Source organism: Parabacteroides sp. AM08-6, from assembly GCF_003473295.1.
Classification (GTDB): Bacteria; Bacteroidota; Bacteroidia; order Bacteroidales; family Tannerellaceae; genus Parabacteroides.
This window is the reverse complement of the sequence record NZ_QRMP01000001.1, coordinates 69358-94255: the sequence shown is the minus strand read 5'-3', so window position 1 is coordinate 94255 and position 24898 is coordinate 69358. Positions and strand designations below refer to the sequence as shown.

The 24898-nt window shown below is 39.8% G+C and carries 17 protein-coding genes; 9 read left to right on the top strand and 8 right to left on the bottom strand.

Going from position 1 to position 24898, the window contains the following annotated elements:
- Positions 1-44: 44 nt before the first annotated feature.
- Positions 45-2462 (bottom strand): outer membrane beta-barrel family protein, encoded by a 2418-nt coding sequence (locus DW103_RS00355; protein WP_122273685.1) that lies wholly within the window; start codon positions 2460-2462, stop codon positions 45-47.
- Between the two features lie 206 nt (positions 2463-2668).
- On the opposite strand from DW103_RS00355, the gene DW103_RS00350 reads away from it, so the two are divergent.
- Complete coding sequence (locus tag DW103_RS00350; protein ID WP_122273684.1) at positions 2669-3403, top strand: SDR family oxidoreductase; 735 nt, start codon at positions 2669-2671, stop codon at positions 3401-3403.
- Between the two features lie 28 nt (positions 3404-3431).
- Here the strand turns inward: DW103_RS00350 and DW103_RS00345 are convergent, their stop codons facing one another.
- On the bottom strand, positions 3432-3815 hold the full coding sequence (locus DW103_RS00345) for a GtrA family protein (RefSeq protein ID WP_122273683.1): 384 nt from the start codon (positions 3813-3815) through the stop codon (positions 3432-3434).
- A gap of 235 nt (positions 3816-4050) precedes the next feature.
- Here DW103_RS00345 and DW103_RS00340 point away from each other — a divergent pair, with 235 nt between their 5' ends.
- Complete coding sequence (locus DW103_RS00340; RefSeq protein WP_122273942.1) at positions 4051-4551, top strand: TlpA disulfide reductase family protein; 501 nt, start codon at positions 4051-4053, stop codon at positions 4549-4551.
- A gap of 105 nt (positions 4552-4656) precedes the next feature.
- Here DW103_RS00340 and DW103_RS00335 read toward each other — a convergent pair whose 3' ends face one another.
- From DW103_RS00335 to DW103_RS00310, 6 genes are all read right to left on the bottom strand, one after another.
- Positions 4657-6000 (bottom strand): citrate/2-methylcitrate synthase, encoded by a 1344-nt coding sequence (locus DW103_RS00335; protein ID WP_122273682.1) that lies wholly within the window; start codon positions 5998-6000, stop codon positions 4657-4659.
- Between the two features lie 91 nt (positions 6001-6091).
- Entirely contained in the window at positions 6092-7351 is a 1260-nt protein-coding gene (gene icd, locus DW103_RS00330) for an NADP-dependent isocitrate dehydrogenase (protein WP_122273681.1), read from the bottom strand.
- Between the two features lie 5 nt (positions 7352-7356).
- On the bottom strand, positions 7357-9606 hold the full coding sequence (locus DW103_RS00325; RefSeq protein WP_122273680.1) for an aconitate hydratase: 2250 nt from the start codon (positions 9604-9606) through the stop codon (positions 7357-7359).
- Between the two features lie 277 nt (positions 9607-9883).
- The gene (locus DW103_RS00320; protein WP_122273679.1) at positions 9884-11536 is read right to left on the bottom strand and encodes a bifunctional aspartate transaminase/aspartate 4-decarboxylase; all 1653 of its coding nucleotides are present in this window, start codon (positions 11534-11536) and stop codon (positions 9884-9886) included.
- Positions 11537-11559: 23 nt separating this feature from the next.
- Positions 11560-13257, bottom strand: coding sequence for an aspartate-alanine antiporter (gene aspT, locus DW103_RS00315; protein WP_122273678.1), 1698 nt, complete (start codon positions 13255-13257; stop codon positions 11560-11562).
- A gap of 75 nt (positions 13258-13332) precedes the next feature.
- On the bottom strand, positions 13333-13728 hold the full coding sequence (locus DW103_RS00310; protein WP_122273677.1) for a transposase: 396 nt from the start codon (positions 13726-13728) through the stop codon (positions 13333-13335).
- Between the two features lie 660 nt (positions 13729-14388).
- Here DW103_RS00310 and DW103_RS00305 point away from each other — a divergent pair.
- From DW103_RS00305 to DW103_RS00275, 7 genes are all read left to right on the top strand, one after another.
- Entirely contained in the window at positions 14389-15393 is a 1005-nt protein-coding gene (locus DW103_RS00305; RefSeq protein ID WP_122273676.1) for a GntR family transcriptional regulator, read from the top strand.
- A gap of 33 nt (positions 15394-15426) precedes the next feature.
- Positions 15427-16878 (top strand): MBOAT family protein, encoded by a 1452-nt coding sequence (locus DW103_RS00300; protein WP_122273675.1) that lies wholly within the window; start codon positions 15427-15429, stop codon positions 16876-16878.
- Positions 16879-16893: 15 nt separating this feature from the next.
- Positions 16894-18534, top strand: coding sequence for a hypothetical protein (locus DW103_RS00295; protein ID WP_122273674.1), 1641 nt, complete (start codon positions 16894-16896; stop codon positions 18532-18534).
- A 134-nt stretch (positions 18535-18668) separates the two neighbouring features.
- Positions 18669-19664, top strand: a complete 996-nt coding sequence (locus DW103_RS00290) for a hypothetical protein (RefSeq protein WP_122273673.1) — start codon at positions 18669-18671, stop codon at positions 19662-19664.
- A 26-nt stretch (positions 19665-19690) separates the two neighbouring features.
- The gene (locus tag DW103_RS00285; RefSeq protein ID WP_122273672.1) at positions 19691-21799 is read left to right on the top strand and encodes a LamG-like jellyroll fold domain-containing protein; all 2109 of its coding nucleotides are present in this window, start codon (positions 19691-19693) and stop codon (positions 21797-21799) included.
- A gap of 142 nt (positions 21800-21941) precedes the next feature.
- Positions 21942-23285, top strand: a complete 1344-nt coding sequence (locus DW103_RS00280) for a glycoside hydrolase family 140 protein (protein ID WP_122273941.1) — start codon at positions 21942-21944, stop codon at positions 23283-23285.
- Between the two features lie 12 nt (positions 23286-23297).
- A complete protein-coding gene (locus DW103_RS00275; protein ID WP_122273671.1) occupies positions 23298-24833 on the top strand; it encodes a DUF5060 domain-containing protein in 1536 nt (511 codons plus the stop codon).
- The last annotated feature ends 65 nt before the right edge of the window (positions 24834-24898 follow it).

Here is a 24898-nt window from a genome sequence, read left to right as displayed (position 1 = left end):
CTTCAAGACATGAAAAATAACATTTCTACGGAATAAAAGAGGCATTAATGGTTTGTTCCTTCAAACAAATCATGATTCTCTTTATTTTGAGAACTCTTAGTTTTAAAGTTATTGAATGTATAACTCAAAGTCAGCGTTATCAACGGATAGTTAGGACGAATATGGGTAATCGACTGTAAATTGGAAGTCGTGATATTACTTATATACCGAGCAGAATTAAACACATCACGGAAAGCCAATGTAGCCGAAAGTTTCCGATTCATCAATTGTTGACGAACAGCCAGATTCACATACCAGAATGCATCCGTACGACCTTGAGTTGTAACAGACGGACCGACAAAGTTTCCATCCAGCTGGACACGAGTATTTTTAAGGACATCAAAACCATTGTTCCATACAATATCGTAATTGGTACTGGTCTCATTCTTTCCATCCAGCTTATACTGGTTTTTCACTTTATAATGATACAAGCTGCCGTTCAATGTGGTACTCCACCAACGAGTCAGTTGAAGCTGTCCGCTCAATTCAAGACCAGTGGAATAATCATGCCCCACATTGGCCATCGAATCCAGTGTCACACCTGCTTCATAAGGAACGCGCAGACGTTCAATCTTATCTTTACGGCTACGATGGAAAACAGTAGCCGATAAAGTATGTTCACCGATATTCTTTTTATAATTCAGTTCAAAAGAGTTGATATATTCCGAACGGATATCCGGATTGCCGATTTCTGCCGAATAATAATCGCGATATGTGATGTACGGCTCCATAAAGAACAGTTCGGGACGGGTGATACGACGGGAATAAGATGCCATCAACTTATGTTCCTTCGGGAAATTATATCCCAGATGCACAGACGGGAAAAACTCGAACTTGTTATAAGTACGGTCTTTACCAGGTATCGAACTGCGTAATACACGGTGAGTATGTTCCCCTCTTACACCGGCCTGAAAATCGAATGCCTTATAACTGTCGGCAACAATTGCATAAATAGAATTGATACCGTGCTGGAAATAAAATGTATTATAAATATCCTCACGCCAATAAAACTCTTTTTTCTCCGGATTCCAGAACTGCATGCTGTAATCGCCATCTTCGAGATAGGAAAAATACTGGTAACCACTTTCCAGGCGTCCGGTCTTACTATATGGATAGACATAATCTACATTACCACGGACAGTCCAACGATGCTCATCTTCCCAGGCACGATGACCCTGTTCACGTTCATTATTTTTATTATACAGGTCACTTTGAAAATACTCCATGGCATTACCTCCGTATTTCAGATAGAAACTGGCACTTAACTGATGCCCGCGGTCATTAAATTTATGATCGGCCGCTATAGTTCCCTGAAAATAAGTTTCATGCAAATCGTAATCGTCACGACTATAATAATCGCCTTTTTCAAATTCGGTTCCTTTTGCCGAACGAACTTCCGTATAGTCCAAATCTCCATTACGCAAACGTCCGCCATAGCCCCCCTGTACATCGGCGCTCAAGGTTGTCTTGGGCAAAGCGTAGCTCCAACCAGCTTTCAGGGAATAATCCCGATTATTACTTTCGCGAGGTCCTTTAGAATGGGAGGTTGTAGCAGTATCAGCTACAATAGTCGTTTTCTCCTGTTCGAAATGACTTTTACGCAAACGGTCATTCCAACTTCCCCCCACATACCAACGTGAAGCCTTGTTTTGTTGCGTCAGCAGAAAATCTATACCACGCGACAAGAATGTACTACCGGTCAGATTTACCATACCGCTGAACCCATGTTGACTATGTTTCTTTGTGATGATATTGATAATTCCCACATCTCCTCCCGTATCATGACGAGCAGAAGGGGTTGTGATAATTTCGATATTCTCAATATGGCTGGAAGGTATTTGCTCCAGAGCTTGTGTGCCACTGAACACACTCGGTTTTCCATCTACATAAACAGCAAAACCGCTACTTCCACGGAAAGTTACTTCGCCTTCGGCATCTACCCGGATAGAAGGAGTATTCTCCAAGATATCCACGGCCGATCCTCCCCCCGCCAACAAACTGGAAGAAGCTTCGATGACCTTCTTGTCTAACTTATAGATGACTTGCTTCTTTTGCGCCACCACTTCTACTTCGGACAAACCGATTTCGAGCGGCTTCATCGCTATTGTTCCTAAATCGAGCATAGGAGAAGAAGCGGTTAATACGATACCCTGCTTCGAATAGAGGTCATATCCTATTTGTCGAATCAATAAACTATACTCCCCATCTTTTACATCAGGAATGGCGAAGGAGCCATCCTCTTCGGGCAAAGTATTATACACAGGATCTGTACTCCCTTTCTGAAAGAGAAGCACATCCGCCACATCGATTGGTTTACTAGTACTAGCATCCACAATTTTTCCTTTTATACGAAAAGAAGGAGCAGCCATAATAGAACTGGTAAAACACAATAAGGTCATAATGAGATAAAAACACTTTTTCATTTTTCCACAACTATCGTTTGTTAACAGTTTGCGAAGATATAACTTTCTGTTTTACAAACCAATTATTCTGCCAGATAAACTGTCTGTCTTTTTCTTTTTCGCAAAAGAACTACTTTCAAAAACATGTTTTTGTTGTATATTTGTCTACTGGAACAAATCGAATTATTTAAAACAGAAACAATCAGTTCTTTGTTAATAAATAACGTATGGAAACTGTACAAAGAATCATTATAATAGGAGCAACATCGGGCATCGGTTACGAAATAGCCCGTATTTACCAACAAAAAGGTTGGAAAGTAGGCATTGCCGGGCGTCGCTTCGAAAAATTGAAAGAACTTGCCGCACAAGCTCCGGAGCAAACCGAAGCTCGCCAAATAGACATCACACGACCAAATTCTACCGAAGAACTACAGACTCTCATCGAACAAACAGGAGGAATGGATATATTCCTGTTATGCTCCGGTATCGGTAGTCAGAACAGGGAATTAAACCCTGCTACGGAATTATCTACAATCGAAACAAATGCCCTCGGTTTCACGCGTATGGTAACGGCAGCTTACCATTATTTCGCCAAACAAGGCAGAGGCCACTTAGCTGTTATCAGTTCCATAGCCGGGACCAAAGGATTAGGCGCAGCACCTTCCTATTCAGCAACGAAACGCTTTCAAAACACTTATATAGATGCAATTGCGCAGTTGGCAAAGATGGAAAAACACTCTATAACATTTACCGACATCCGTCCTGGATTCGTGAAAACGGATTTATTGAAAAACGACCATTATCCATTATTAATGTCCCCCGATTACGTAGCCCGTAAAATCGTACAAGCACTTACCCGTAAAAAGCGTCGTGTAATTATTGACTGGCGTTATGCTATTTTAGTCTTCTTCTGGAAAATGATACCGCCCTATTTATGGGAAAGGCTTCCCATCCATAATTAATAGACATCCCGCAATCTTAAAAACCGGGTCAACGACGTAAAAAAGTAACCTTTTTGTTCATTAAGAAATTAACAGCTCCATACACAAACAGACCGAGAAATTGAGCCAGATACTCATTCAAATCCAATCCTTCCACCATCAATAGGAGTGCCAAGAACTGGGCTCCGTAAGCACAACCGAAAGCAAGCAAAAACAAAGGTATCTCACGTTGGAATTTCCCTGCATTAGAAGTAAATATCCAATATTTACTCCAAAAGAAATTATTAATCTGTGCAACTATGTAAGCCGTAATATTAGAGGCTATATAATTACAGTCCAACTCTTCCATCATCAGCCAGATAACCAAAGCAGCAATAAGTGCATTAAGCGTACCTACCAAAATAAAACGGATGATGCGCACAGATTCTTTCATTTCTCTCACTCTATCTTTCTATATTTTTCCCAATCGACTTGTCCGGAAAGCATTTACTAACAGCTCCTTTATCTTCTACTGATCGTCAATGTCCAGATAACTTTTTTATCCTTCTCTCTTTATTTTAATGGACAAATATACATATTATCCGGAAATAGCCATACAACAAAAACAGAGTGTAGCTAAATTATGGTATAATTTGTCAGAAATCAGTATATTTGTTAAAAAAATAATTATGACTAAGTTTTTTACATCCTTATTTTTCATCTTGTTCCTCTTATCTTGCATAAAAGAAGACGGACCGGATAAAAATGCTTTTACATTAAAAGAAGGTGACATGCTCCCTGAATTTTCAATTAAAAATGAAACAGAGACTATTTCCACCGCGAACCTGAAAGGAAAAATTACAGCCATCATCTTTTTCAGCACGACCTGTCGGGATTGCCAAAAAGCTTTTTCCGACATTCAGGCCTTATATGAAAAATACACCGATACCCCTTCCGTACAAATTATCCTAATAGCAAGAGAACAGACCGAAGAAGAAGTACTCCGCTATTTTAAAGACAATAAATATAATATACCATTCTTTACCGATCCCGACAGACGAGTCTATTCGCTTTTTGCCGATAATACAATCCCCCGCCTGTTTCTAGCCGGAAAAGATGGAAAAATCGTAATGACACAAACTGAATATATCGGTTTGAATGAGATAATCAATACGATTAGTTTACTTTAAAAATCTATCATTCACAATAATTCCATTTATTACAAAAGAAAAGAGTTCCCGTATATCTCAATACGAAAACTCCCTTTCTAACAACCGTTAATCAAAATTCAACAATTAACGTCCGGCAATCGGAACATAAGCTTGTTCCTCAAGTACATTCTTGTAAGCCGGACGAATAATGCGTTTACCCTCAAAATTCAATTCCTCGATACGGTGTGCCGTCCAACCTACAATACGGGCCATTGCAAACAATGGTGTATATATTTCCTGTGGCAGACCTATCATCTCATAAACGAAGCCGGAATAGAAATCCACGTTTGAAGAAACCCGTTTTTTAGTACCTTTATGTTTTGCAAAACATTCGATGGCACGCTCTTCCAACAATTCAAGGAAATTAAATTCTTCTTCACGGCCTTTTTCTTTCGCCAAATCGCGAGCTAATTCCTTCAATACAACAGCACGCGGGTCGGAAATAGTATAAACAGCATGACCGATACCATAAATTAAACCAGTCTTATTATAGGCATCCTTATTCAGCATACGCATGAAATAGGTATCTATTTCATCTACATTTTTCCAATCGGCAATATTCTCTTTCAAATGATGGAACATATCCACAACCTGAATATTTGCACCACCATGTAACGGCCCTTTAAGAGAGCCGATACCGGCCGCTATGGACGAATATGTATCCGTACCGGTAGAACTGGTCACACGAACAGTAAAGGTAGAGTTGTTACCACCTCCATGTTCTGCCTGTAAAACCAACAACAAATCCAGCGTACGGGCATCCAAATTCGTAAAATCACGTTTCAACATATGCAGGAAATTTTCAGCAATGGATAGATTTTCATGCGGATGACGGATATGCAGGGAACGGCCATGCGTACTATGGCGATAAATATTATAAGCATATGCAATAATAGTCGGAAACTTGGAAATCAGTTCAATAGATTGCCTCATCAAATTATCGCGTGAGGTATCGTCCGGATTCGGATCGAAAGTGTACATTTCGAGAACGCTACGAGCCAGTATATTCATAATATTCTGCCCTTCCAGGTCAAGAATATTCATTTTAGTTTTCTGTTCAAGCGGCATATTGTCACAAATCAATTCTTTGAAGGAAGCCAATTCCTCCTTATCCGGTAACTTTCCAGACAAAAGCAAGTAAGCAACTTCTTCAAAACCGAAACGTTTTTCCTTAATCAGACCATGTGCAATATCCTCAACATCATAACCCCGATAGAATAATTTGCCGGGAATGGCTTTCAGACCACCTTCAGGCAAACGTTCATACCCTACCACATTACCAATCTTGGTCAGACCAACCAGCACACCGCTACCGTCTTCATTTCGTAAACCACGCTTCACATTATATTTCGGAAACAAATCATTGTCTATTTTACAAGCATCTCTGGATGCATCGGACAATTTATAAATGAGATATTCCTTTTTCATTGTATTCTATTTAATTATTAATGAATGAATTGTTTGACTGGAAAGATAATTTACCGGGATAAAAACAAATACCGTTAAATTCTTCTTTTCTTTATAAAATCTTTACGATATATTCACCAAACTCCTTGGTGCCGAGAGATTGGCCGTTCGGCATAAAACGGGCCAAATCGTGTGTTGCTTTTCCTTCGGAAAAAGCATGCTCAAGAGCTGCCGTTATCAGCATAGCAGCCTCATTCCAACCCATAAATTCGAGCATCATGACAGAAGATAAAATCAATGAACAAGGATTCACGATATTCTTTCCGGCAATATTGGGGGCCGTCCCATGCGTAGCCTCAAAAATAGCATACCCGCTATCGTAATTAATATTAGCCCCCGGAGCAATTCCGATACCACCAACCATAGCTGCCAACTGGTCGGAAATATAATCACCATTCAGGTTTAACGTCGCAATCACAGAATATTCTTCCGGTATAAGCAATGTATTTTGCAGAAAAGCATCCGCTATAACATCCTTAATCACCACTTTGCCGGAACTTTCGGCATCCAACAAAGCCTGAGCGGCAGCGTCCTCCCCTTTTTCCTTCTTAATCTTTTCATATTGAGGCCAAGTAAATGTCTGACCTGGAAATTCACGTTCGGCAAGCGCATATCCCCAAAGTTTGAAGCCACCTTCGGTAAACTTCATAATATTTCCTTTATGTACCAGCGTCACACTCGGCAAACGATTCGTTATAGCAAATTCGATAGCAGCCCGAACCAAACGTTCTGTTCCTTCAATAGAAACCGGTTTCACACCAAATGAAGAAGTTTCCGGAAAACGTACCTTCGTAACTCCCATTTCCTCCGTCAGGAAACGATAAAACTTATTGGCTTCCGGTGTTCCTTGTTGCCACTCGATACCGGCATAAATATCCTCCGTATTTTCACGGAAGATATACATATCGACCTTTTCCGGTTCTTTTATCGGAGTCACAATTCCCTGAAACCACCGGACAGGCCGCAGGCAAACATACAAATCGAGGGTCTGCCGCAATGCGACATTCAGCGAACGTATCCCGCCGCCAATCGGAGTTGTAAGCGGCCCTTTAATACCAATCATATAGGTCCGAAATGCGTCCATTGTTTCATCCGGCAACCAGCTACCAGTCTGTTTAAAAGCTTTTTCGCCAGCCAACACCTCTTTCCATTCAATATGACGGTTGCTGCCGTAAGCTTTCTTCACGGCAATATTTACAATATGCTGACAAACCGGAGTTATTTCCGCACCCACACCATCCCCTTCGATATAGGGAATCGTTACCTGCTCAGGTACAATCAGGCATCCGCCTTCTTTTGTTATCTTACTCATATAAATCAGTATTTATTTGTATTTAATGCAGAACCGGCTTTAAACCATTTTATCTGCAATTCATTATAAGTATGCTCAACGGCAAACGAATCTTCTGTCCCGTCAGCATGATAAAGGATCGCTGTCAGCGGTTTATCCGGAACAAAGTCTTTCAAACCCACGATAGAAATACGGTCTTCTTCACGAACCTTCTTATAATCCTCCTTGTCGGCAAATGTCAAAGCCAGCATTCCCTGCTTTTTCAGGTTCGTTTCATGAATACGGGCAAAACTCTTAGCCAGAATGACCTTTACATTCAGAAAACGCGGTTCCATAGCGGCATGTTCACGGGATGAACCTTCCCCATAATTTTCTTCGGCAACAACAATTGATGAAATACCTTTCGCTTTATATTGCTTAGCTACAGCCGAAACCGTTTCATACGCATTATTCAGTTGGTTCAATACACTATTTGTTTTACCATTGAAAGCATTTACCGCGCCCATTAGCATATTATCGGATATATTCTCAAGATGACCGCGGAAACGAAGCCATGGACCAGCCATCGAAATATGGTCTGTCGTACATTTTCCCTCAGCTTTCAAAAGTAGCGGCATTTGAAGCAAATCATTGCCATCCCAAGGAGTAAAAGGCTGAAGAACCTGTAAGCGGGAAGAATCCGGAGCAATCACTACGTCTACATTCTTTCCGGAAGGAGCCAGATAACCATTATCTTCCACATCGAAACCATTCGGGGGAAAATCAGTGCCTTCCGGCTCTCTCAGTTTAACTTCACGGCCATCTTCCGTTTTTAAAGTATCGGTAAGCGGATTGAAACAAAGGTCGCCGGCAATGGTCAATGCCAATGTAAGCTCGGGAGAAGCAACAAAAGCATGTGTATTCGGATTACCGTCAGCACGTTTGGCGAAATTTCGGTTAAAGGAGGTAACGATGGAATTTTTACGGGTATTATCGTCCGTATGGCGTTTCCATTGGCCGATACAGGGGCCACAGGCATTTGCCATAATGGTTGCGCCTATTTTCTCGAAATCGCCGATAATACCATCCCGTCCGGCGGTATAGCGTATTTGCTCGGAACCAGGATTAATAATAAGTGAAGCAGCTACCGGAATTTTATCTTCAGATGCCTGACGAGCAATTGAAGCGGCACGACTCAAATCCTGGTAAGAGGAATTGGTACAAGAACCTATCAGCCCTACTTCCATCTTGCGAGGCCAGTCATTAGCCTTTACTTTAGCAGCAAATTCAGATATCGGTGTAGCTGCATCCGGCGTGAACGGTCCGTTGATATGCGGTTCCAATTCAGAGAGATTAATGACAATTACACGGTCATAAAACTCATCCGGATTAGCACGGACATCCATATCGGCTTCAAGATATTCCGCAATAGCCTCCGCCCAGGCCGCAATACTGTCACGTCCCGTAGCACGCAGATAAGTTGCCATATTAGCATCGAACGGAAAAAGTGATGTTGTTGCTCCCACTTCAGCCCCCATATTACAAATAGTAGCCTTTCCGGTAGCCGAAAGCGATGAAGCACCCGGACCAAAATATTCAATAATGGCATTTGTTCCACCTTTTACGGTAAGAATACCTGCCAATTTCAGAATTACATCCTTTGCAGAAGCCCATCCGTTCAATGTTCCGGTCAGTTTCACACCAATCAGTTTCGGCATTTTCAATTCCCATTCCATCCCGGTCATCACATCGACAGCGTCCGCACCACCAACACCTATAGCCACCATACCTAAACCACCGGCGTTCGGCGTATGCGAATCCGTACCAACCATCATGCCGCCGGGAAATGCATAATTTTCGAGTACAACCTGATGAATAATACCGGCACCCGGTTTCCAAAAACCGATACCATATTTATCGGAAACGGATTTCAGGAAATCATATACTTCACGATTGCCGGAAGTAGCTGTCTCAATATCCGCTTTTGCTCCGATATTAGCTTGAATCAAGTGGTCACAATGAACCGTTGCGGGAACTGCTGATTTTTCTTTTCCAGCATTCATAAACTGCAATAAAGCCATCTGTGCCGTAGCATCCTGCATGGCAACGCGGTCAGGACGGAAATTCACATAATCTTCTCCCCTTTTATACGGACGGATACCATTCTCATCATAAAGATGTGCATACAAAATTTTTTCGGCCAACGTCATCGGACGACCGATATAGGAACGGACTGCATCTACTCGTTTCGGAAAATTAGCATAGAAGCTTTTCAGCATTTCAATGTCATACACCATATTTAGTCTGTTTTTATTTGTTAGCAATGTTTTCTGCAAATATATCGACTCCCTTTCTCCGGAATATCATATATACGACTTCACACTATTTGTTTAATCTTTTCATTTTTAACAAAAATAGCATTTATATCAATACCTTTTGTTCAATAATATCTATGGGGTGATAGAGTACGTTTATAACGGAACGGGGCCTCCTGTCACGTTCTATTATTAAAACGCAAGGAGAACCCGTTTTGTTTAAGAGACAGTCAGATATTTTATTTGTCGATGAAAATTATCAAAGCCTCCCGGTTTCTTTCTGCCAACGGGCGGCATAACTATGCAATATTTCAGCAATACCTTTACCGATACGGACATAATCATCACGTTTCAGATTAGCCAATGAACAACGAATAGACCATTCGGGTGCATCAAAACCGCCACCATTCAGGAGAACAAGTGATGTTTCCTTTGCCAAACGGAATACGACATCGACCGGCTCATAGTTCGCTTTCAGATATTCCACAAAATCATTTCCGTAAAACTTCTCCGCCCATACCAACATATCAATCTCACTATAATAACCGGCACGCAACGGATCATCCAACAAAGTAAATCCAGTATTTTCCCACAATGTATGCAGGCGGTCGTGAATAATTTGCTGCATTTTCTTTTTATAAGCATTCTCCTTATCAAGCAGGGAAAAGGCTGCAAAAAGTGCCATTTGTGTTTGTTGCGGAAGCGAAAGTCCTGCAGTATGATTCAAGGCTACTTGACGACTGTCGGCAACCATACGGTCAATAAAACGCATCTCTTCCGGATGAAGTGTCAAACTACTATACCGTTTATTTAAAATCTCTTTCTGATCGGCTGATTTCTCCTTTATCATGCGGTCATAAATATTATCTTCATGGAGTGCTACAACAGCCAGACGCCACCCCGTTGCTCCGAAATATTTGGAAAAAGAATAGACACAAAGCGTATTTTCCGGCAATTCAGCCATAATAGAACAAAAATCAGGGATATATGTAGCATATACATCATCCGTTATAATCATCAGGTTTGGATTGTCATGACGCACAATTTCAACAATCCGGTTCATCAAAGCAGGGGTCAGTCCGTACGAAGGCGGATTACTGGGATTCACGATAAAAGCAGCTTTTACAGATTGGTCTTTTAATATATCAAGGTCTTTTTCCAGATATTGCCAGGTATGATAACCGTCATGTGTCATTTTACAAGCGTGGATTTCGGTTACATCGAATAAGTAGCGGGCCTGCTCGGGTATTTCTATATAAGGAGTAAAAACAGGAGCAAACAGGACTATTTTATCTCCTTTATTAAGCAACAAGTTTTGTTGCAGGGAATCAAAAATATAGCACATGGCAGCCGTTCCCCCTTCCGTAGCGAAAAGGTCAAAACGACCTTTAAAGCGATTATCACAAAGTTCCTGTTTCAGGTAATCTTCAACCAATATTTCCGTATATTTCAGGATACGGTCAGGTACGGGATACTGACTGCCGATAACACCTTCCGCCCACTCAAAAACAAGGTCGTTTTCATCGACCCCTTTTTGCATCACCATATAATTATATGTATCCCTCAAAAGAGGCATTCCGGAGAAATCTGTATGTTTATTCAAAAACTGAATAAAACGCGAAGCAATGCGTTTCTTATCCGGAACACCGGCAAGTCCGACCATCTCTTCCGAAAATTCCGTACTACGTTTACACTCCTCCAGAGCAAACTGACCAAGCAGGAAAAAAGCCTCACGAGGGACTGTACTAATCCAGTTCGGGTTACCACGTCCGGCATTCAGCATGATATGGGTACTTTTACGGGCACTTTCATCAGCCAGTTCTATCAGAATGTTTTTTAGTTCAAACGGACTGATTTCAGACATCTTCCTTTCATATTCACGTGTGATAACTCTTGTTTTCTTTGTATTCATATCTTTCTATCATATAATAATTTCTACATCAATAAAACAATCACAACCCCCCAAATAATCAAAAGCGTATTGCCGACTGCATAAGTAATCGTATATCCCAAAGCCGGAGTCTGACTTTCTACAGCATCTTCAACGGCTCCAAGAGCAGCAGTAGTCGTACGTGCTCCGGAAGTACAACCAAGAATGATGGCCGGATGGAACTTAAAAACATATCGTCCCAGCAAAACCCCGACTATCAACGGGATAGTCGTAGCTAATGCCCCGATAAAAAACAGACTTATCCCAACTTCTTTCAATCCGGTCACAAAACTGGGTCCGGCTGTTATCCCGACAACAGCAATAAACATATTTAATCCTACATTATTTAATACCCAAAGAGAGGGTTCCGGAATACGACCGAACGTCGGATGTTTCGAACGTAGCCATCCGAATACCAGTCCGGCAATCAGTGCTCCTCCACTTGTACTCAAACTAATTGGAACTCCTCCGAAATGAATAGCCAGCGAACCGATTATTCCTCCTATGAAAATACCGAATCCCACAAATATCATATCAGTCTGATTAGTCGGCCTATCAGCATACCCCAGTTCAAGAGCTGCCGCATTTACTTCCAGCTTTGTACCGACCAATTCCAGCATATCGCCCGGATCGAGATGAGTGGCTACCAAAACAGGAATATTAATGCCGGTACGTTTGATACTTTTAATACTGACACCGTGCATCACAGGAAGGCGACGAAGTTTATCTACAGTCATACCTGCTATTTTCTTACGTGAAATCAGAACTGGAAGTGTTTCGGCCGGAAAATCCAGCAAATCGATATCGTTCACTTCATCGCCAATCCAATTTTCTTCACCAATTACAAACTCACGACGACCACTCAACACTACTTCATTACCTCTCATCAGCATTTGTTCCGGAGTAGCATCGCGGATAACACTATTGATACGGACACGTTCCACAAACAAACGACGACCTTGCTGTAATAAATAATCTTCCAATTCCTTGACCGTTTTACCTGCACCGAACCAATCATTTGATATTTTGTAAGCGCGAAAAGTAATCGGACGGGCAGCCGGCATAAAACCGGGTTGCTCACTTTCATCATCCGTCCCCATCTTAGCTTCCAACTCACGACAAGCTTTTTTTACAGATTCAATGCCACCCAACAGACGGGGAGCAATATCACTCATCACCCAAGCTGAACCTGCCGTACCAAAGATATAGGTGACAGCATAGGCTACAGGCATGACGTTAATCATCGCGGTCTTATCCGTATCGGCTATTCCCAACTGATTAATGGTATCTTCCGCCACCCCTAATACCGCTGAAATGGTTTGCGAACCAGCCAGTAAACCAGCAGCTTCACCCGCCCGATATCCCATTAACTTTGCCAGCAAAAACGGAATAAACAAACAAAACAAGCACATCACAACTGCAAATAAAACTTGTGGCAACCCCTCTTTTTTCAACCCACGGAAAAACTGCGGACCAACACTATATCCCACCGCAAACAAGAACAGCAGGAAAAAAACGGATTTCAACGGTGCCCCGATTTCTATGTGTAATTGTCCAACCACTACACCGACCAACAATACGCTGGTGACTGTCCCCAATGTAAACTTTTTTATCTTGAACTTACCAATCCAGAACCCGAAAGCCAGCGTAAGAAAAATAGCCAATTCCGGATAATGCCGGAGTAAATTAACAAACCATTCCATATATCATATTTTTGGCGTTGAATAAGAATTGCTAATGAAACACGCTGAAGAAAGAAGTTGTTGCGTTAAACAGGATTAAGAATACGTTAAAATTATAGTTGATAATATCCCCCTCACAGTACCCGACAAAATTTTCAAAGCGATGTAAAATAGCTTATCCCAGTTTGGATTCATAAGTGCTGTAGCGATGAACTCAAGTCCGTATTTGAAAAAAGATTTAGCCATTCTTCCGTGCTTAAGGATTCTGATAGGAATAAAATGTTTATTGCAGTAAATGCCTATGATATATGCCCATGTAAAAGCAATCATGACGATGGCCAGTAATTTTTCAACCCTCTCGATGTCTCTCAGGTGGGTATCCTCAAGGTTGAAGCCACTGGTCTTTAACCCCCAGAACATCGCTTCAATCTGCCATCTTTCCCTGTATAGTTCCAGGGCATTCGGCTCTTTGTCCAGCGAAACAATGACCACCAGGTCCCTTTTCCCCTTGTCGTTTATGAAACAAAAACATATTTAAAAGTTTCTGTAAGGACGTAGACGGAAAGTCCCGGAAGTCAGTTTTCCTGACTATCAAAATGTCATTAGTAAGGCAACTAAATGGGATTAGTATGGCGGGTAAAATGAATTATCCGCACATGTAACCCTTTTTAACATATCAATCCGATAGTGAAACACCGAAATGGAGAACATCTTGTCAATTTGCCGAGACAGGGGGAAAGTACTATCTGTTTGATACACAGGAAATGGATAAGAGGTTTCTTCGTTATTTTTTAACTGATAGTTTTATACTATATATTTTTTGTCATGTACTGTGCCCTATATATGTGTAAATTCTTCATACCACTGTCCATAAATCGGATGAGGAAGTCGCTTCTAACAGGGTAAGTCAGGAAACCTGCCAGATAAAACTAAGCAAAAGTGATTATATAGTACTTTACACCACCCATATATAAAACGTTGCCCCAAAGCTCAATAGAAAAATGAACTCTCATCCACAAAAACAAAGGCTACAGCTCTATATTGGTTAATTTATGTTATTCCAAATATCCATATTGATCTATATACTATATTTGTACCATAACAGTACATAACAGATAAACATAACAGACCATACAAAACAACAATTAAAACATGAAATTCATATTAAATACTCATTCTCAGGAAACAATATACAACCAATTGGTCGAACATATAATAGAGGCCATACATACTAAACAATTACAGGTTGGAGAAAAGTTACTTTCCGTAAATAAAGCAAGCAAAACGTATGGAATATCTCGTGACAGCATCATAACAACTTATAAAATTTTACAAAAAAAAGGCATCATAGTATCCATTCCTGGAAAAGGCTTTTTTGTTAATCGATGCCGTACAATGGACTCTTGCCGTGTGTTTATTCTATTTGATGCAATGAATCAATATAAGGAAACCTTATATCGCTCTTTGGTTGACAATCTAGGAGAGGGGTATGAGTTAGACATAGCTTTCCATTATTATAATCCGAGACTTTTTGATACGATGGTAACAAATGCAAAAGGCAAATATAATCATTACGTACTAATGCCACACTTTGATTGTGACGTATCAGCAACCTTGGATAAAATACCAGCAAGCTCATTGTTGTTGCTCGATGCATATCCTGATGGATATTCACGGAATTGTGCTGCGGTATATCAAAATTTTATATCCGATTCATATGAAGGTTTAAAAAGCATCGTTGATAAACTTCGCAAATATGAAGCATTACATATTATTTACAATGACAAGTTTCAGTACATGCCGAGCAGTTTTTTTGCCGGAGCTTACCGATTCTCGGGAGAATTTCGGGTACCGGTATTTGTAGAACCAAATTTTGACACGGAGCAAATACAAAAAGGACACTGTTATTTGGCTGTTTCGGAGAGAGACTTAGCTGCCATTATAAAAAGCATCTACGCTAAAAGTTTGAAAATCAGAGAAGAAATCGGCATAATGAGTTTGGATGATACACCTCTGAAAGAAGTTCTGGTCGGCGGAATTACTACTCTAAGTACTGATTTTGAAGAAATGGGCCGATTGGCGGCATCTTTGATACGTGATAAAAAAACGGTAAGAATCGCCAATAAATGGCGACTAATGGATCGAGGAAGTTTGTAAAAAGAAAAACTAAAATTTTAATAAAATAAGAGCATGGTATTCAGCAGTTATATTTTCTTGTTTTGTTTTTTACCTATTGCACTTTCAGTCTACTATTTAGTAAAAGGTAAATCAAGGGCATGGATATTGACACTATTCAGCTACATTTTTTACGGCTGGACAAATCCATTATTTGTAGTACTGCTATTCCTGTCAACCTGTATAGATTATATTTGCGGACTTGTTTTAATCGGGTATCCACATATTTCAAAAGATAATATTCCATTATTAGAAAGAGGAGGAAAACGTACTTATCAGCAAAAGGCAGCTCTTACATGCTCCATACTAGCCAATCTTTCATTATTGGCATTTTTTAAATACGGTAATTTCGGCATTGAGAACTGGAATATGATGATGCAAATGATTTTCACTTCCGACTCTTTTTTATTACCTTCTTTACATATCATCTTACCTTTAGGGATAAGTTTTTATACGTTTCAATCCATGAGCTACGCAATAGATGTGTACCGTGGTGATGCTAAAGGGACTACATCTTTTATAAATTTTGCTTGTTATGTATCTATGTTTCCCCAATTGGTAGCAGGACCGATTATACGCTACCAAGAAGTCGCAGACCAATTAACTTCGCGAATTTATTCATATGAAAAATTTGCGCGAGGCATTGCATTCTTTATTTTGGGAATGGGGCAAAAAGTATTATTAGCCAATCCTTGTGGAAAAATGGCGGATTTGGCATTCGACACTCCCGGCCGAACACTGTTGGATGCGTGGATCGGGATAATTGCATATTCATTTCAAATATTATTCGACTTTGCCGGCTATTCAAATATGGCAATAGGATTGGGATTGATGCTGGGTTTCGTTTTTCCTAAGAATTTTGATTATCCTTATCGTTCATTGTCAATCACGGAATTTTGGAAACGTTGGCACATATCCCTTTCGTCTTGGTTACGCGATTATTTGTATATCCCATTAGGTGGGAACAGAAAAGGAGCAAGCCGTACGTACATAAATTTGATGTTAGTCATGTTATTGGGCGGATTATGGCACGGTTCATCTTGGAACTTTGTGATATGGGGAGCGATTCATGGTATTGCTTTAGCCGTGGAACGATATATCGGTCTTAAAAACCGAAGTAAAACTTTGGGGTGGCTTTACTGGACATACACATATTTAATCGTATTAATAGCATGGGTTTTCTTTCGTGCGCCAACCCTGAACAGTGCTATAACCTATATCGGTTCATTATTCGGAATTGGTATTGATAATCCTTCAGCGGCCTTGGTGAGTGTTATGATTTCGACCCCATTTCATATATTCTGTTTCATTCTTGCCGGATTCATTGTGGCCATTGCTCCTTCTGCCTGGGAATGGACTCGTGTGATGGGCAAACTGAAATGGTCCTGCTTATTGTTATTGTTCATTTTAGCTGTCATAGCTCTAATGGCCCAATCGTACAATCCGTTTATCTACTTTATATTCTAATATCCTATAATATTTATGAAAAGAGAAAAATACACATTGAGTAGAGAGATCGAAGCGAATGAAGAGATTAACGATACAAAAATGAGTTTGCCTTTGGCTCGTATAGCCGTATGGTCTTTTATTATTGTTTTGGCAGGAGTTCCATTCATTCAATTATTTTGGAATTCTCCTTTTAAAAAGGAATATTTCAACTTCTTGCCAAGTCAAGAAATCGAAAAGACTTCATCTTTCTTAAATAAATTATTAAGTTACAACAACTATTGTATTCGTTTTAAATCCGAATGGGAAGATAAAATGGAAGACATTTCTTTTTTACAAAATTATAGTTCCGTATTATTCCAATCTGTTTTAACTGAAATATTTCATACAGGAAATGAAAAAGCCATTATCGCTAAAGACGGTTGGATGTTTTATGACAAAGATATTTTCTATCTTACAAACGGTAATATTCCAATCCAAAACAACCTTTTCCAAGGAAATACGATTAGTCCGTCGGAATGCATTATCGACTTCTCCCGTCAACTTAAAAATCAGGGAATCGAACTGGTTATCATGCCCATACCTGTGAAACCAGTTTTATATCCGGAAAAATTAAACACTACATACTCGCAATCAGAAATCTTGCAAAATCAAGGATATACCCGGTTCATCACAGAGTTGAAAGAAGAAGGTGTCTCTATTTTTGATCCGACTACAATTCTTCACTCAATGAAAAAAAGCGGTAAGGATATTTTCCTTAAAACTGATACCCACTGGACTCCCGAAGCTATGGAAAAAACAGCAGAGGCCCTCTCCGACTTTCTAACAAATACGGTTTCCATAGAAAAAGGGACTTATCCTTATCAGAAAAAAACAGCTGATATTATACAGAACGGAGATATATATACAATGTTGGAATTAAAAAAAACTTTTTCATCTTTTCCGCCCGAGAAAGTTACCGTTCATTCCATTCTTAATAGTAATGGTGAGTTCTGGCAACCATCTAAAAATGCAGATATATTGTTTTTAGGAGACAGTTTCAGCAACATATATTCACTGGAAGGTATGGGTTGGGGCAAAGTTGCAGGATTAGCAGAGCATCTATCTTATTTTTTACAGCAACCGATAGACGTCATTCGCCGCAATGACGAAGCTAGTATTGCAACTCGGAAAATATTAGAGGCAGAGCAAAAAGGAGGACGGGACCGGTTGGCGGGTAAAAAAGTCGTAATATGGGAGTTTGCCATGCGTGAACTCACACAAGGGAATTGGACACTTTTAGACATGGCTACCGTCGAACCTGTACAAACCTCTTCTTTCTTAACTCTTACAGGAAATGAAACAATCCTTGTAGAAGCAACAGTTGCGGAACATTCCGCAGCTCCGCAGCCAGACAAGGTTATATATGAAGATCATGTTATAGCATTGCATTTAACTAATCTCACAGACCAGAAAAAACAGCTGCTGGGAAAAGAAGCATTTGTTTACATGCAAGCAATGAAAGGACGAAAGCTCACTCCTGCCGCCTCTTTAAAAAGCGGAGATGTCATCGTTATACAACTGGAGAGCTGGGAATTACACGAAACAATAGAAGGAGCTTACAATAGAAACGAATTGGATAATCCGGACTTGTTATTGGAAGTACCTCTTTGGGGTACATTGGTTAAAGTCAAATAAATAAGCCATGTACAAAATATAAATATATAATTGCAGACTATTTCTGTCCGTTCTTTTGGGCAAAGATTACCCGGTATTGAAAATTCTGCAATGATCCAATAAATAATAATCGCTATTCAATAAAATAAATCTATATGAAAACAGTAAAATTTCTATTGGGATGTACTTTGTGCTTATTCTTAATGAGCATATGTAACACACATGCTCAAAGCACAACATTTGAATCAATCTGCAGAAAAGGAGCCCAAAGCACTACCACTGTTGTAAACGGGAAAGAACATTGGTGTTTCTTGAAAAGTGAATTACGACATTTGAGTGCAGGAGTATTTTGGGGAGAAAAAGCCCAACAAGTTTCCCAAGCCCAAAACCCGGAACAAAGGGACCCTTTGAAAACTATACTGGCCTATCAGGAAGTTCTGAAAAAAGAAAACATTGATTTGTTATTTGTTCCAATTCCTCCCAAAGCAGTTATTTATCCCGACAAACTGGCCGGAGAAAATCTTGAAGTGAAACGCTACGATAGAACATTACAGGATTTTTATCAATTATTACGAACAAAAGGAGTAGAAGTTCTTGATTTGACAGATGATTTGATAAAAGGACGCAATCAATTCCAAGAACCTTTATTCTGTTTGGGAGACTCCCATTTATCAGGAGAAGGATGTATGTTTGTTGCCGGGAAAATAGCCGAACATATCAAATTAAAAGGAAATAAACAATACACTGTTAGCTCCGGTAATATTACTATAATCGGCGACTTGTATAAAATAGCACAAAACATGCCTGCCAATGAAAACCGACTCGTATATATAGTATCAGGGAATGATACAAAAGACAAAACAAGCCCAGTTTTGCTTTTGGGAGATAGCCACACTCTTGTTTTTGACATAGGGGGGGACTTATTCGCTCAAAATGCAGGCATTGCATCCCATTTGGCTGTTCAATTAAAAATGCCGATAGATGTTATTGGGGTCCGGGGTTCGGGAGCAACACCAGCACGCATTAATGTGTACCGCCGAAGTAAACAAGATAAAGATTTTTTGAAACAGAAAAAAGTTTTTGTATGGTGTTTCACCGCACGCGAATTTACAGAAGCCAACAGCTGGAATCCAACTGTCCCTTTAAAATGAAAAACATAAAATTTAAATAAAATATCATGAAAAGATTAATCGCAATTCTTTTTTCTCCATTTTTTTTCATTTGGGGATGTGTCGCTCAAACAATCGAAGACATAACACTGCCTCATGGCTTCGTAACTTATAGTAGAGGAGAAAATTATAACAGAGAATTATGCCGTGCGGAAATAGCTCCCGGTATGACATTCGATGAAATTCATGCAACAGAACGCCTCATTACAAAAAAAGGACCTTATGGAGGTGATATAACAAGCCAAATATCATTTGATGGTAAATGGGTTGCATTCGCACGTAGTTTATCAGGAAAAGACGCAGGTAGCGGAGGAAATAATTACGCTGATTTCGGTAATTGGGATATTTATATTGCAAGGGTAGATGGCGATTTACCGGTAGAACCCATACGGATTGCCCATGGTTATTTCCCTTCATGGGGAGAGGATTCTACTGATAAAAAGGAAAAAACACTATACTTTTCTGTACATGAAAAAACGTGTGTTTGTAAAATAAAGATCAATGATAAAGGAGAAATAACAGAACCACAACAGATAGTCGGAAACATTCCAGAAGAAGGATATGAAGGATTTATTTTTACAGCCCCAAATGGTCAATTTGCTGCTTATCGGAAAAGTGGAGCAGTTTATACATATTGGTTTGAAGGGCCAAACAAAGGGAAAAGCATTTTAATGACAGCAGGTTGCCATCCCCATGTGTCTGCCGATAGCAAATGGGTTTACCACGCAAACCGACATGCCGTGCGTTCCGATGGAAGCGCCAGAGGAGAAGCCGGAGCCGGCGGATTGTACCATTATGGCTCATCCAACGACATGAACTGGTTCGTTACCCGTACAGAAGGAGATAATACAATAATAAACAAAGGGAGAGAATCTTGGCTATGTACATTATATGCTACAGATTTCCGCTTCGACACTGAAAAAGCCGTAAAAATCAGTGACATGGCCGGATTTATAGACATTCATGTTTACGACGACCGGGCTTCGCACAAAGCCGCAAAATTAAATCGTAAACGTCATGAAAAATTAATGACCCAAGGTTTTACCTCAGCCCCTGCCAATACATACAAAGGTATTTCTAAAGAAATGTTTGACAAACTTCCTATAAATAAAAAAGGAGAAATTTTTACATGGATAAATGATGCAGCTGATAGTCGAATTATAAATTCAAAGGGAGAGTTTTTACGGTCTTGCCGTCTGGTTCCGTACGGTTTAGCGCATTTGGGAAAAAATGGACGCATGCGTCTGGCCGGCGGATCTTTCCAAACGAACGACCAAGAAACATTAGATGCCATGACTGTTTCTGCAAAAAAACAGAATCAGATAACTCTGGAATTACAATTTGTTTCTTTTTCAAACAAAGTAAGTGGACCGGCACGAATAGCCTCCTCTTCAAAAGACTGGAGCTCTAGAAACTGGACAATTGGACAAGAAGGAGATAAACTCATATTACGTTTCCGTACCCCGCAAAATGGAATAAACGGAACAAATAATGAAATCGAGCTTGGTAAAGTAGAAGAAAATATGCCTTACCATTTAATTATTTCATATACCCCCGGTATGCTTCTTTGGTGTTTAAATGGAGAAATAATGCAAAGTACAAGCTTAACGGGCAATCTAAATAATTGGGAAAACCTACCTTTTATTTTTGGAGATGAGTGGAGTGGAGAGCGTCGTTGGTACGGAGAAATACAAGAAGTACATATATATGCATACGCTTTTTCGCCAAAACAAATGAAAGATAGGTACAAATCTTCAAAAAAGACTCTGTCGACGCTGCTGCCGGAAAAAAGTACCAGATTAAAAGTATTAATCCTAGAAAATAGCGCGGAACCCAGTGTAGAACAAATCAAAGAACAAGGATATTCACGTTGTTTGACGACAAGACATATACGAATCATAGAGTCAGAAAACCCTCAATTACCAGCCGGAAAAGAACTGATTCTGAAAGAATGGATCGTATTAGGACTACAGAAGATAAACAATAGAAAAAAAGGAGAAACTTACACCTTGCAACTTGTGGATGCAAACGAACACAGAGAGTTACAAAATGAATTTACAGTAGAAGGGTTAAGCGTATTCGATCTTCCGGTATATTACAATCAATCCATACAGTAACAAACTTATATTGTTTCATATCATTTAAATCAGCACATATATGAAAAATAGAAAACGAATTCTAATATTGGGAGCATTGATTCTATCTGTTGGATGTATAGAAGCCCAAATAAGTAAATTTTCAAAAAAACAAAAAGAGTTTATGAAAAGCCGACTTGTAATTTCTGAAAACAAACGCTTCTTACAATATAACGACGGTACACCTTTTTTCTATTTAGGTGACACTGCTTGGGAATTATTCCACCGCTTAGATAAAGAAGAGGTAGACTTATACCTTGAAGACCGGGCACGAAAAGGATTCACTGTTATCCAAGCTGTCGCTTTGGCCGAACTGAACGGAATCAATGAACCGAACGCATACGGCTTTTTACCTTTTGAAAATAATGATCCCTCCAAACCTTTAATAAAAGAAGGTTTTGGCAATGATTATTGGGATCATGTGGACTACGTTGTAAAAAAAGCGAACGAGTTAAATCTATACATCGGCTTCCTTCCCACATGGGGAAGATACTGGCATGATGGTACTCCTGTTTTCAATAAACAGAATGCGAGAAGTTACGGAGAATTTTTAGGGAGACGTTATAAAAATGCACAAATTATCTGGATTCTGGGAGGAGACCGGAATCCAGATAATGAAAATCAAAAAGAAGTAATACGTGCTATGGCTGAAGGACTTAGAAAAGGAGATGAAGGAATCCATCTCCGAACATTTCATCCTACAGGAGGGCATGGTTCCGCCCAATTTTTTCACACAGAAAACTGGTTGGATTTTAATATGCGTCAAAACGGACACGAAGTAGAGTATACAAGCTATTCAAAAACTGCAGAAGACTATAATAGAACTCCGGTTAAGCCCATTATAGACGGCGAACCGCTGTATGAAGATCATCCCATTGCTTTTCAGGCCAACCGGAGAGGACATTCCATTGCATCGGATATCCGCCGCGCTCTATATTGGGATTTATTCAACGGGGCTTTCGGACATACATACGGGCATCATTCAGTTTGGCAAATGTACAATCCTGAGCAATTCAAACCAATCAATAATCCGTTACTACCTTGGTATGATGCAATTCACCAACAAGGATCAGAACAAATGGTTTACGGACGCTTGCTTATAGAATCCCGACCATTCTTTTCACGCATACCTGCAACAGATAAGCTTCTTGTTACAGGAAAAGTCCCGACATCTATGCCTGGGGAAGGTCGGTATCGTTTTGTCGCAACTTGTGATCAGGAATGTTCATACGCTATGGTATATGCGCCAGTCGGACGAGAATTCACGGTACGTATGAACGTATTGAGTGGCAGTAAAATAAAAGCCTGGTGGTACAATCCCAGAACAGGAAAAGCCACTCATGCCGGCACTTATCCCAATAAAGGAGAAAAGACATTTATCTCTCCTGATCTGGGAGAGATGGTAGATTGGATACTGGTACTTGATGATGCTTCAAAGAAATATCCTGCACCTGGAAAAAACAAATAACGGATAAATCACATGAAAAAACGCATCAACCTCACAACGGCATTAAGACCCATGCTTATTATAAGCTTATTAATAATACTTTATCATGATCATCGGATTTTTGCAGCTGAAATTCCGGTTTGGTCTGTATATGAAGTAACTTTTCAAGGCGAACATTATTCAATAGAATCAAACCCAGTCCGGGACATAGAGTTGGTGACAGTCTGGCAACATACACAAAGTCGCGAAACCATAGAAATTTACGGATTTTATGACGGTAACGGAAAAGGTTCACCTGTAGGAAACTGTTTTAAAACACGATTTTGTCCGGATAAAAAAGGCGAATGGATCCTCATGCGCGTATCTTCCAACGATAAAAAATTGCAAGGACAACATGTAGGGTTAACAGTCCAGGCTGTTACATCAAAAAATCCAGGTTTTTGGATAGTCGATGCCATGAGTTCCGGACACCGTTGGTATAAACGAAGCGATGGATCTCATCCATACATAACAGGAAATACTATGTATACATTTCTGTCGGAATTCTATAAAGATAAACCAACAGGCTGCACAATAAAAGACGATATATTGAATAATAGTCCGTACTATAAAAAGATCCGCTTTGCCGTTACGGCAGACAGATATCCCAATCCGGTATCCAAACCTTTTCTGGATAAATACGGAAAACCGACAGATGATGGGAATTATTCATATCGCCCCAATCCGGAATGGTTTTACAATAGAGTGGATCTAGCCATAAATACGGCATATGAAAAAGATTTGATTGCAGACTTGATTCTAAACGGCCCCGATACGGAAATGTCAAGATCGGTATTGAAAGCCGGTAAAAATAATGCAGATGCAACTCCTTTTTTAAAATATATTGCCGCACGCTATGGCAGCTATCCTAATGTATGGATTTGCTTGTCGAACGAGTTCGACATCAAAAAACCATTGTATAAACCCGAAGAGATTATTAAATTTGGAAAAACAATTCACAAATACTTACCATATAACACTCCCGTAAGTGTTCATGCCGTAGCCGATTGGAATAAAAAATTAAATTCATCCACTTCTTGGTTCGATCATGTAATAGTTCAATCCAAACTAAAAAAACTCGATAAAAGTGCGGATAAAATTATTTGGAATTATCATCAGGGAGGAAGTAACCATCCTGTTGTAAACGATGAGCTTGCTTACCAGGGTAAAGGAGACGGATGGACAGAACAAGATGTTATTGAGGCCTTTACAGGAGCTTTCATGGGAGGAGGTTATGCTTCAACCGGATACAAACCCGCAAATAAAGACGGGCACTATTTTTCCGGGAACTTTAACCCGGAAGAACATACTGCATCCGACAACATTAAATGGTTTAGAGAAATAATAGATAAAAATATTTCATTCTGGGAAATGGCTCCGGTTGAAATTATGAATACCGACTTCATTATTAAGGGAAATCATGGATCTCGAATACGAATAATGGAATATCCCGGATACGAATATCTTGTTGCATGCAGTTCATCCGAAGAATCGTTAACAGCACAATTACCTCACGGCGATGGAACGTGAAATCTTATGATGCAATAACAAAAACAGAAAAGCAGATAGCCAAAAATATTTCGGGAAAATTTCGA

Coding starts and splice junctions, on each gene's coding strand:
- DW103_RS00340 (WP_122273942.1), top strand. CDS start 4,051: ATGACTAAGTTTTTTACATCCTTATTTTTCATCTTGTTCCTCTTATCT.
- DW103_RS00290 (WP_122273673.1), top strand. CDS start 18,669: ATGAAAACAGTAAAATTTCTATTGGGATGTACTTTGTGCTTATTCTTA.
- DW103_RS00300 (WP_122273675.1), top strand. CDS start 15,427: ATGGTATTCAGCAGTTATATTTTCTTGTTTTGTTTTTTACCTATTGCA.
- DW103_RS00335 (WP_122273682.1), bottom strand. CDS start 6,000: ATGAAAAAGGAATATCTCATTTATAAATTGTCCGATGCATCCAGAGAT.
- DW103_RS00345 (WP_122273683.1), bottom strand. CDS start 3,815: ATGAAAGAATCTGTGCGCATCATCCGTTTTATTTTGGTAGGTACGCTT.
- DW103_RS00285 (WP_122273672.1), top strand. CDS start 19,691: ATGAAAAGATTAATCGCAATTCTTTTTTCTCCATTTTTTTTCATTTGG.
- DW103_RS00275 (WP_122273671.1), top strand. CDS start 23,298: ATGAAAAAACGCATCAACCTCACAACGGCATTAAGACCCATGCTTATT.
- DW103_RS00320 (WP_122273679.1), bottom strand. CDS start 11,536: ATGAATACAAAGAAAACAAGAGTTATCACACGTGAATATGAAAGGAAG.
- DW103_RS00305 (WP_122273676.1), top strand. CDS start 14,389: ATGAAATTCATATTAAATACTCATTCTCAGGAAACAATATACAACCAA.
- DW103_RS00280 (WP_122273941.1), top strand. CDS start 21,942: ATGAAAAGCCGACTTGTAATTTCTGAAAACAAACGCTTCTTACAATAT.
- icd (WP_122273681.1), bottom strand. CDS start 7,351: ATGAGTAAGATAACAAAAGAAGGCGGATGCCTGATTGTACCTGAGCAG.
- DW103_RS00295 (WP_122273674.1), top strand. CDS start 16,894: ATGAAAAGAGAAAAATACACATTGAGTAGAGAGATCGAAGCGAATGAA.
- DW103_RS00325 (WP_122273680.1), bottom strand. CDS start 9,606: ATGGTGTATGACATTGAAATGCTGAAAAGCTTCTATGCTAATTTTCCG.
- DW103_RS00350 (WP_122273684.1), top strand. CDS start 2,669: ATGGAAACTGTACAAAGAATCATTATAATAGGAGCAACATCGGGCATC.
- DW103_RS00355 (WP_122273685.1), bottom strand. CDS start 2,462: ATGAAAAAGTGTTTTTATCTCATTATGACCTTATTGTGTTTTACCAGT.
- aspT (WP_122273678.1), bottom strand. CDS start 13,257: ATGGAATGGTTTGTTAATTTACTCCGGCATTATCCGGAATTGGCTATT.